Source organism: Crocinitomix algicola, assembly GCF_001661595.2.
GTDB lineage: Bacteria > Bacteroidota > Bacteroidia > Flavobacteriales_D > Crocinitomicaceae > Crocinitomix > Crocinitomix algicola.
On sequence record NZ_LYPF02000036.1, the window covers coordinates 1 to 10,769 of the forward strand.

General features: G+C 37.1%; 6 protein-coding genes and 2 tRNA genes. All 8 read left to right on the top strand.

Annotated features, from left to right (window positions below):
- The first annotated feature begins 83 nt into the window (after positions 1–83).
- Positions 84–911: a retropepsin-like aspartic protease gene (locus A8143_RS16370; protein WP_066759975.1), complete on the top strand. Its 828-nt coding sequence runs from the start codon at positions 84–86 to the stop codon at positions 909–911.
- 101 nt (positions 912–1,012) lie between these two features.
- On the top strand, positions 1,013–4,021 hold the full coding sequence (locus A8143_RS16375) for a PKD domain-containing protein (RefSeq protein WP_066759976.1): 3,009 nt from the start codon (positions 1,013–1,015) through the stop codon (positions 4,019–4,021).
- A gap of 127 nt (positions 4,022–4,148) precedes the next feature.
- Positions 4,149–4,619 (top strand): MarR family winged helix-turn-helix transcriptional regulator, encoded by a 471-nt coding sequence (locus A8143_RS16380; protein WP_066759977.1) that lies wholly within the window; start codon positions 4,149–4,151, stop codon positions 4,617–4,619.
- A complete protein-coding gene (locus tag A8143_RS16385; protein ID WP_066759978.1) occupies positions 4,612–5,652 on the top strand; it encodes an efflux RND transporter periplasmic adaptor subunit in 1,041 nt (346 codons plus the stop codon). Before A8143_RS16380 ends, A8143_RS16385 begins: the two co-directional genes overlap by 8 nt.
- Positions 5,653–5,654: 2 nt before the next feature.
- Positions 5,655–8,732, top strand: coding sequence for an efflux RND transporter permease subunit (locus A8143_RS16390; RefSeq protein ID WP_066759979.1), 3,078 nt, complete (start codon positions 5,655–5,657; stop codon positions 8,730–8,732).
- Positions 8,713–10,038 (top strand): TolC family protein, encoded by a 1,326-nt coding sequence (locus A8143_RS16395; RefSeq protein ID WP_066759980.1) that lies wholly within the window; start codon positions 8,713–8,715, stop codon positions 10,036–10,038. Before A8143_RS16390 ends, A8143_RS16395 begins: the two co-directional genes overlap by 20 nt.
- A gap of 174 nt (positions 10,039–10,212) precedes the next feature.
- Positions 10,213–10,287 (top strand) — tRNA-Pro (locus tag A8143_RS16400).
- Between the two features lie 235 nt (positions 10,288–10,522).
- Positions 10,523–10,596 (top strand) — tRNA-Arg (locus A8143_RS16405).
- Positions 10,597–10,769 lie beyond the last annotated feature (173 nt).

Below are 10,769 nucleotides of genomic sequence, written 5' to 3' on the forward strand. Positions count from 1 at the left end.
CTTTTTTTAACAGACTTTTACAAAATTTAGAATTGCTTAACATTCTGTAGAGAAACGGCTGTTTAATTTTGAATTAAAAACTTATGAACTATTATCTGCTTCTGATTTTATTGCTCTTTAAATTCCAATTAGGTGCTCAGCAGGGTAACTCCTTTAAATTTAGTGTTTCACCCTATAATTTGCTTTTTACAACAGTAGAAATTGAGGACAAAGAATACACCGCGCTTATCGACTTTGGAGATTTTTCTACAATTCAAATCTCAACAAAACTCATAGAGGATCTACACCTCTCTACAGATACCACTGGTATATTAATTTCAGATATAAATGGAAATAAGTTTCCGTTAGAGAAAGGAATTTTAGATGAAATGACTTTAGGGGAAGTAACATACGACCAGCTACCGTTTAATACCGCAAAAAATGAAATTAAAATGGTAAGTGATATGGTAGGAACAGCTTTTGATGTCGTATTGGGATTTGGTTTCTTCAAAAACCAAAATTTTACGTTAAATTTTATCGATTACCAAATCGAAATGCAAACGGAGAGTTTATCTATGAACAAAAACTACTTTACATGTCCAGTAAATACAAGTTTAGGCTATCTAATTTGTTCAGTTAAAAACACCAATCAAGATGACATCAACTTATTATTCGATACCGGCACACCCTATTCTATGATTGACCATAAAATGGTTAGCAATAAAAACGCCCAACTTGAAAACACGCAAGGCGTTCAAACATTTCCGATAGCCTTATACTCATCTAATCAGAGTAAGACATTTAATTTTGAACGATCTGATATGTCGGCTCTGTCCTCCTTATCCACAGTAGGCATAATTGGCGTTAATGATATGATTGGTAATAAATTCACATACAATTCTCAAAAACAAGAACTAACTATATCGAACTAAAATCAACTGGTTCAACATTAATTAATCTTTAAATAACTTGCCTTAGTTTCATGAAGAGTTTCAATTAACTATCTTTGCGGTGAATTTTCAAAAAACGCGTCATGAAATTGCATCTTCCTACTCTATTTTCACTGACTTTTTTATGCCTTTTACTACAGGGAAAAATCTATTCTCAAACAATCTTTCTGGAAGAATTTGACGAGACCGAAGGCGCAACTGTTGGAACAGACGATTTTGCCGGAACTGTATGGTCTACAGACTGCCCATCATGTTCGGATAGCGGAGATTTTTTTAAAGTCAGCGGCGGTAAATTACGCGCACAAGACACCAACGGACCAGCATCTTGGACTACGGAAATCATCGACATTAGTAGCTGCGAAAATATTGAAATTGAATTTGATTTAGCCGAAGAAGGTACGATGGAAGCATGCGGTACAGGCTGCAATTCAGTTGACTGGGTTCAATTAGAATATAATATTGATGGAGCAGGTTGGACAAGTCCTCCTGACGCGACATTTTGCGATGGCCCATGTGCAGATGTGATGGTTATTCAATCAGACGATATAGACGGAGGCAGTCGATTATACACCACAGGTTGTCTTGAAGGAGGAAGTGAGATGCAAGTTCGAATAACTGTGCAAGCATGGGCTGGCAGTGAACGGTGGATAATAGACAACTTTAGCATTTCATGTTCCGAAGGTCCAGAAGTATCTGCTGGTATTGATCAAATAATATGTGAAGGAGATGAGATCATATTAACGGCTTATAATCCGGATGGCGCTTTGGTAAGTTGGGATCATGATGTTTCGGATGGCATTGCTTTTGAGCCCGGTTTAGGAATTGAGGATTATATCGTTACCGCTGACGACGGAACATGTTCTTCTACAGACACTGTATTGATAGAAGTCACTCCAACTCCAGTTGTAAGTATTGATGCTGCTGGTCCATTTGGAGAAGCATCAGGAACGCATATCTTAACAGCAAGTCCAATTGATGGAACTTGGTCTGCGAGCTGCGGAGATTGTATTAATCCCGTTAGTGGAGAATTCAATCCTGCAACTGCTGGGGTTGGCATTTGGGAAGCTTGCTACGTCGCAGGTGTGTCACCTTGTATAGATTCTGTTTGTATCACAATTGAAGTAGAAGAAGATTGCTTAATCGAAAGTGATATAACTTCATCTAATCCTACGTGTTATGGGATGTCAAACGGTTATGTTGCAATAACATTAAGCGGAACTACTGGTGAAATTACATACACAATACTAAATGAATTAGACGAAATTGTAAATTTAGATAACAACAATTATGCAGAAAACTTAGACGCAGGCTGGTATTATTTTGAAATTGAAGATGAGTACCCCTGTTTTTTCTCCGATTCAATTGAAATAGTTGAACCTGAAGAAATAATGATTGACCTAGAAGTTTTACAACCCAATTGCGCAGATGAATTAGGCGAAGTTGTAATCGACACTGTATTTAATTACGCTGGAGTATTTGAAAATATTTTATACGAATGGTCTCCTTTAGCTATCGCTGGAGAAGATATAAGAACGATGTCCGACCTGCTTGAAGGAACTTACCACGTGCAAATTACAGATGAAAATGGTTGTGAAGTTTCTGAAAGCTTCGAGATAAATATACCTCTTCCACTCGACTTTGATAGTATTACATTGGACAATGCATCATGCTCAGATTACGCAGACGGACGAATAGAAATGGTTGCCATAGGAGGCACCGCTCCATACACTTATTCGATTGACGGAGCTAGTTTTGAACCAGTTGGGGTGTTTGAAGACCTTGAATCAGACGAATATGACATTGTAATAAAAGATGATTTAGGCTGTACCATCGATTCTGTCGTTGAAATTACAGCACCTGAAGCAATGATTGTAGAAACTGAAATTATACACGAATCTTGTGTGGGATTTTGCGATGGTGCGATTCAATTGGAAGTAACCACTGGTATTCCTCCTTTTTCATACAGTATTGATGACTGTACGACTTCTAATTTAACGGGGAATTTTTCATCATTATGTGCTGGAGATTACACCGTCTGTATCGAAGATGGTAACGGCTGTACTTATAATTCTAACGTTACTGTAGTAGCAGGGCTCCCTGTTCTTGATGGTACCATTATCCCGCCAACAACAATTTGTGAAGAGGACGCAGTCTTTCCAATTGACGCCGTAAACGATGGTACATTTTCAGGCCCTGGAGTTATAGGAGGTAATTTTGATCCAAGCGTTGCTGGTGTTGGAAGTCACCTAATTACAAATACTTTTGATGGGGTTTGTAGCGCAGATTATTTTGCAACTTTTACCGTACTTCCTTCTCCCAATATTGATTTTACCACGAATGATACTAGTTATTGCGCCCCTTCCGAAATAACACTTTACTCTACAAATACTACAGCAGGGACTTGTTATTGGGAATTTGGTGATGGAGCTTCAAGTTTTGATTGTGATACCGTTTATCATACCTATCTATCTCCTGGAAATTATGATATAACATTAACATACGTTGATGTTAACGGATGCTCCAACAGTAAAATAAAATATGATTTCATTCAAGTTCTAGATCAACCCATTGCTGCATTTAGCTATTCTCCGCAGACTATTACAACACTTGACCCCATAGTGCATTTTGACAATGAATCAATCTCAAGTATTGAGTGGGAATGGTCGTACGGTGGTGTTCTATTTAGTGAAAGTAAAAATCCTACTTTTGAATTCCCAGAAATTGCAAACGACTATCTTGTCCAATTAATTGCTAAAAATGAATTCAATTGTACAGATACAACCCTGAAGTCTATTCGAATTGAGGAAGACTTCTCCGTTTTTATTCCCAACGCATTCACTCCGGATGATGATCCTTTAAATCAAGAATTTAAACCTTATTTTAATGGGATAGACATCTACAATTTTAAATTAGCCATCTACAATCGCTGGGGAGAATTATTGTTTGAATCATATGATGTTACAAAAGGTTGGAATGGTACATATGGAGATAATTCAGTAGAACAAGGTGTCTATATCTATCACATCGTTGCTTCTGAGCAAAACACGGACAAAAACCTTGAATATCACGGACATGTTACGGTGCTTAGGTAATAACCATTTATTACCATAATTAAAAGGAAACCCCCATTAGATGTTTTAACAAATATTTAAGAAATTCATCATTTCAGCGATTCCAATAATAGTTACATTTGTAACCATTTTTGAAATTGGAATTGAATTGAAGGATAAACGAGTATATGGTTTTGAACTTGCAAGTTTCGCGGAGGTTTATTTAAGTACCCTTTCGAATTTAATGGAACCTCATGGTATTGAGAGAAACTTTGTTGCACTATTATACATCGTAAAACACTCAGGTAAAATTTCGCAAAAAGATCTAGCCGATCATCTCCGAAAAGATAAAGTTTACATCAAAAGAACAGTCGATGCGTTATCTGATTTGGATTTAATTGAGCGAAAAACGAATAAAAAAGATCGCAGATGTCAAAACCTAGTTGCCACTGAAAAAGCTATTCATCTAGTTCCTATTGTCGAAGAGGCTATTCAACAGACCAATAAAATACTATTTAAAAACTTCAGTTCTAAAGAAAAGGAAATGTTCGCAAATGCGATGAATAAATTAAACGAATCGATTGACAATCAACCACCATCTAGCTATACTATTAACGCCTACAAAAGAAAAAATGACTAATAAATTGAAACTAAAACTTTATTCCGCAGTCCTAATATTTACGTTAGGATCCTGTGGAAATGATGCTGAAAAATCAGGTAACGATACTCGCCCAAATCTTAATGTTGACGCATTTATAGTATCGGAAAACGAATTCAGTAGCGAACTACTGACTACCGCTGATTTGTTGCCCAATGAACAAGTCGAATTAAAAGCGCCCATTTCAGGTCAAGTCCTTGCAATTAACTTTAAAGAAGGTACTACGGTAAAAAAAGGTCAGTCGATAATTAGACTAGATGACCGATCTTGGAAAGCTCAATTAATTGGGCTCGATGCAGAATTGAAAAATGCGGAACGAGATTTGAAGCGGAAGCAAGCTCTAATTGACGTTGGGGGAAGTAGTGATGAAGAAGTTGATATCGCTACTACAAAAATTGAAAACTTAAAAGCTCAAATCCAACAGCTTAAAGTAAATATAGATTTGGCCAATGTAAAAGCCCCTTTTTCAGGTGTTTTAGGCATGAGAAACTTTAGCTTAGGTGCCTACTTAAGTGCAGGAACGTCAATAACAACGCTTACTCAAACAGGTAAAATCAAGGTTGACTACACACTACCTGCATCCCATCAAAAAAGCATCAAAGTGGGTAGTAAAATAGAGGTTGTTGTCAATCGCGATACCTTAACGGCTGATGTATATGCTATCAATCCAGTAATCGACCTGGATTCAAGAACAATAAATGTAAGGGCATTTTTAAATTCAAATGACTCCGTTTCAGTACTTCCGGGCACATATGCAGAAGTTATTATTCCGACTGATTACACGAATGAAGCATTGCTAGTTCCCACTCAAGCAATTGTTCCTGAAATCAATGATCAGACAATTTACGTTTATGAAAAAGGCAAAGCAATTAAAAAACAAGTCTTTTTAGGTGATAGAACTGCTGATAGGGTTCATGTCACAAAAGGAATCGAATCGGGTGATACGATAATCACAACTGGATTATTGCAAGTTAAGGATGGCCAATCCGTAAATCTTCAATCCATAAATCATTAAATATGACGCTATCGGAGTTAAGTATTAAAAGACCCGTTTTAGCAACGGTCTTTGCAATTATTGTTGTATTACTCGGAATTGTAGGGTATATATCTCTTGGTGTTCGAGAATATCCAAGTGTTGATCCTCCTGTCGTTACCGTGCAAACCAACTATACTGGAGCCAACGCTGAAATCATAGAATCTCAAATTACTGAACCACTTGAAGAACAAATAAACAGTGTAGAGGGTGTAAAAAAGCTAAGCTCAATCAGTACTGACGGTAGAAGTACGATTACTGTAGAATTCTTACCGCAAATTGATTTGAATGATGCAGCAAATGACATTCGCGATAAAGTCTCCGCAGCCATTAAAAATTTACCCCCGGATGCCGACCCACCCGTTGTAAACAAAGCAGATGCCAATGCGGAAACAATTTTATCGATCACTGTTCAAAGTGAAAAAAGGAGTCTATTAGAGTTAACTAGAATAGGTAATGATATTTTCAAGGAACGCTTACAGACAATTCCTGGTGTAAGTAGTATCCGAATTTGGGGTGAAAAAAAATACGCCATGCGTTTAGAACTCGATCCTATAAAAATGCGAACATTAGGTGTAACAACAATTGATATAAAAAATGCACTGAATGCTCAAAATATAGAACTGCCCTCAGGTAGAATTGAAGGAAGTGAGACTGAGTTAACTGTTAGAACCTTAGGCTTACTAAAAGAGGAGTCTGACTTTGAAAACCTAATCATATTAGATAAAAACAATTCACTTATTCGCCTAAAAGACGTAGCTCATATCCGACTAGGTGCAGAAAGTGAGCGAACATTATTAAGAGGGAACGGCGTTATTCCTATGGTTGGAATTGCCTTACAACCACAACCGGGTGCAAACTATATTGAGATTGTCGATGCTGCATTTCAACGCCTAGAAGTAATGAAAAAAGATCTACCTGCAGATATCGTATTAAATGTAGCAATGGACAAGACCACTTCAATTAGAAAAGCAATTAGCGAAGTAGAATCTACCATTTTCCTCGCTTTTATTTTGGTCTTAATCGTGATCTTCTTCTTTTTGAGGAATTGGAGAACAACCTTTATTCCCATCATCTTAATTCCAATTGCCCTAATAGGTAGCTTCGGGGTATTATATGCCGCTGGATTTTCAATTAATGTCTTATCTCTATTAGGTTTAGTTTTAGCAACAGGACTAGTTGTAGATGATTCAATTGTAGTTATGGAAAATATCTACACGAAAGTCGAAGAAGGAATGCACCCGGTCAAGGCCGCCTTTGAAGGCTCGCGCGAAGTGTTTTTCGCAGTAATAGCCACCTCTATCACTTTGGTTTGTGTGTTTTTACCGATATTTTTTATGACTGGACTTACTGGGCAATTGTTTCGTGAGTTTGCAATGGTTGTTGTTGGAGCAATGGTCATCTCAACATTTATCACATTGTCTTTAACACCTATGATGAGCTCCAAAATGTTGCGTAAAAGTAAAAAGGAAAACGGATTAATGCGATGGGCTCGAATGCGTGTGGAAGGATTAATCGAAAGATATACGCAAAGTTTAAAAGGATTTATGAAGAGAAGATGGTTAGCTTTTCCATTGTTTCTTGTCATCCTACTTATTTTTCTTGGTATAGGTTCAATGCTCAGTTCAGAACTTGCACCGATGGAGGATAAAAGTCAATTAAGGGTAATTTCTACAGCTCCTGAAGGTACTTCTTTTGAGGCCATGGATAATTATCAAGAAAAGCTCATGTATATGCTTGATACAATACCAGAAAAAGCTTTCTTATTAGGAGTAACCTCCCCTACTTTCCGGGCTTCTACAGCCGCAAATTCATCGTTTATTTTTATGCCTTTGAAACAACCTCAAGATCGTAAAAAATCACAAAATGAACTTGCAGCTGAAATTAATCAGATGCTAAAGTCGTTAACATTTGCTCAATCATTTGTTGTTCAAGAACCTACGATACAAGCTGGTGGTGGAGGAAGTGGAAACTTACCTTTGCAATATGTCTTACAAGCTCCCGATTTAGCTCGTTTAAAGGCAGTCCTCCCTGCATTTATGGATAGCGTAAATGCAAGCCCATATTTTGCAAATGCCAATGTTGACTTGAAATTTAACAAACCGGAATTGGTATTAACAATAAATCGTAATAAAGCTTATTTAATGGGAGTTGAAGTACTTGATATTGCCCAAACCTTACAAACGTTTCTGAGTGAAGAGCGACTGGGTTATTTTATGAGAGACGGTAAACAGTATTACGTGATAGCTCAGGCTCAGAAAGAAAAAAAGGATGAACCTGTAGATTTAGATAGAATAACCGTTAAAAGTGCGACTGGTGAAATGATTACGCTGGATAATCTAGTCGATGTGGAATACCAAAGTCGTCCCCCTTCGTTGTTAAGATACAACCGTTATACTTCGGCAACGATTCAGGCCGCTCCTGGAGCCGGGTATACGTTAGGAGATGGTATCGCTGAAATGGACCGAATTGCAGACCAATTATTGGACGAATCGTTCAGTACTGATTTAACCGGAAGTGCTGCAGATTATGCAGAAAGTTCAGAAAGTACTATGATCATATTTCTATTTGCTTTGATTCTGGTGTACTTAACCTTGGCAGCACAATTTGAAAGCTTTAGAGACCCTTTAACCATAATGTTGACCGTTCCTTTAGCTTTAGCGGGTGCTGTATTAACTCTATGGATGTTTGATCAAACGCTCAACATTTTTAGCCAGATTGGTATGATTGTTTTAATTGGAATAGTAACTAAAAATGGAATTTTAATTGTTGAATTCGCCAATCAAAAAAGAGATGAAGGAATGTCTAGAATTCAGGCTGCAACTGATGCTGCGGCGCAAAGATTTAGACCTATTTTAATGACCAGTTTATCAACCGTCTTAGGCGCTTTACCCATTGCTTTAGCGTTGGGAGATTCATCGACTAGTCGAGTACCAATGGGACTATCTATTATAGGAGGATTAATCTTCTCTTTAATCTTAACTCTATATCTTATTCCCGCCTTATACTCATTTATTGCATCAAAAGAGAACAATATTATCAATGAAGAAGATTATCAATAAAATATTCCAAATAAGTTTTGCCTTAGGTTTGACCATAAATCAGGGGAATACTCAAACGCTACCGGAATTCATTTCTACAGCGCTGGCCAATAATTATCAGATTCGAATTCTAAAAAACAATGAACGAATTGCTTCAAATAATGATGCGTGGGGAAATGCCGGATTATTACCAACAGTCAGTCTTTCTGGCGGAATTTCAACCGCGTTTAATAATACACGTCAGGAATTTTCAAGCGGTGACTTTCAAGAAGGTAAAAATGCTCAAACGGGAAATATCAACCTATCAGCTTTAGCAAATTGGACTGTGTTCGATGGATTTGGAGTTTATGCTAGAAAAGAGCAATTGGAACACTTATATCAACAGGGACAAGTTCTTACAAAGTTTTATATTGAACAAACTATTGCTGATATAGCTGCAGCTTATTACCAATTGGTATATCAAGAAAAATTATTAAAGAATTTTAAGTCGTCTTTGTCCATTTCAAATTATCGCTATTCGCTTGAAAAAAGAAAAAGAGAAGTTGGAACGGGTACAGAAATGAGTTTCAATCAAGCACTTGTTGATTATAAAACAGATAGTATCCGATTTTTAGCACAAACGAATTTGATTACCACATTAGAATTAGAAATTAAACGAATTCTAGGAATCGATTTGAATTCCGAAATTACAATCACGCAAAAAAGTTTCGATTTTGCAATTCCCCCACATAAAGACTCGCTTTTAGCTTCAATTAAATCAAATAGTTATCAATTAGAAAGTGCTGCGATAGATGAATTGATTGCAGAGGCTCAAATACGAATTGAAAAAGCGAACCGATACCCCACTATTGATGTATATGGTGGATATCAATTTGCTCAATCAAATGCAGAAGTTGGGTTTATTTCATTAAATAGAAACAGGGGTCCAGTCTTAGGGTTAAATATCAATTTTAATCTATTTGACGGAGGAAATGTAAATCGAGCGATTGCCAACGCGAAAATTTCAAAAGAAAATGCTGAAATTACTCACAACGATATCCGGCAAAACATAACTGCAGAAGGTTTGACTCAATATGAGCTCTACCATTCATTATTGAAACGCATTAATCTTGCAAGAGAAAATGTATCAGCTACATCAACCGTATTTGAAATTGCTAAAAAACAACTCGAACAGGGGAGCATAAATGCATATGATTTTAGATTGGTTCAACTCACATTAATTAATGCAGAATCTTCCTTATTAGAACAAGAATATTTACTCAAGCTTGCAGAAATTAATCTAAATAGAATTGTCGGTGGAGCACTTGCTACATATTATGCTGAATAAACAAAAAAAAATATTTTTAGAACGCTTTAAAAATGTGAATGTTAAGAATAATTAAACGGAAAAATTTAAAAAAATAGTCTCGTAGCTTTGCAGAATAGCAAAATATACATATCTTTGCGCTCGCCTAATCGAAGGCACGGTGTTAACAAAGTTAACAGTAAATTAAATTTTTCTCGGGGTGTAGCGTAGCCCGGTCATCGCGCCTCGTTTGGGACGAGGAGGTCGCAGGTTCGAATCCTGCCACCCCGACAAAGGAGATGCTTGCATCTCCTTTTGTGCTTCTAAGTCGAATGAAGCATGGAATCAGTAAATCTTTTTCGACGAATAAAGATTTTACTGCAAAGGCACCCTTAAGGTGCAAAAATGTATTGAATGGTCGCGTAGCTCAGCCCCGAAGAATCGGGACTGTATTGACAACGAAATCGAAGATTTCTGTCACTACGGGCTGATAGAGCATCTCACAGATGACAAAAATGTATTGAATGGTCGCGTAGCTCAGCTGGATAGAGCATCTGCCTTCTAAGCAGACGGTCCTAGGTTCGAATCCTAGCGCGATCACTTGGAAACCCAGTGACACTAGGATGTTGCTGGGTTTTTTGCTTAGTGGTAGGGAGTTTTGGAATCAAGACCAAAAATTGGGGAATTGACTTATATCCTTCTTAATTTCTTAAAATTAATTCATCGTCTAAATTTTTTACTTTCATAATCTTCAACGTGTGGATGATTATGGG

Bases quoted from the DNA above. Each gene is read 5' to 3' on its own strand.
- A8143_RS16370 (WP_066759975.1), top strand. From the start codon at position 84: ATGAACTATTATCTGCTTCTGATTTTATTGCTCTTTAAATTCCAATTA.
- A8143_RS16375 (WP_066759976.1), top strand. From the start codon at position 1,013: ATGAAATTGCATCTTCCTACTCTATTTTCACTGACTTTTTTATGCCTT.
- A8143_RS16385 (WP_066759978.1), top strand. From the start codon at position 4,612: ATGACTAATAAATTGAAACTAAAACTTTATTCCGCAGTCCTAATATTT.
- A8143_RS16390 (WP_066759979.1), top strand. From the start codon at position 5,655: ATGACGCTATCGGAGTTAAGTATTAAAAGACCCGTTTTAGCAACGGTC.
- A8143_RS16395 (WP_066759980.1), top strand. From the start codon at position 8,713: ATGAAGAAGATTATCAATAAAATATTCCAAATAAGTTTTGCCTTAGGT.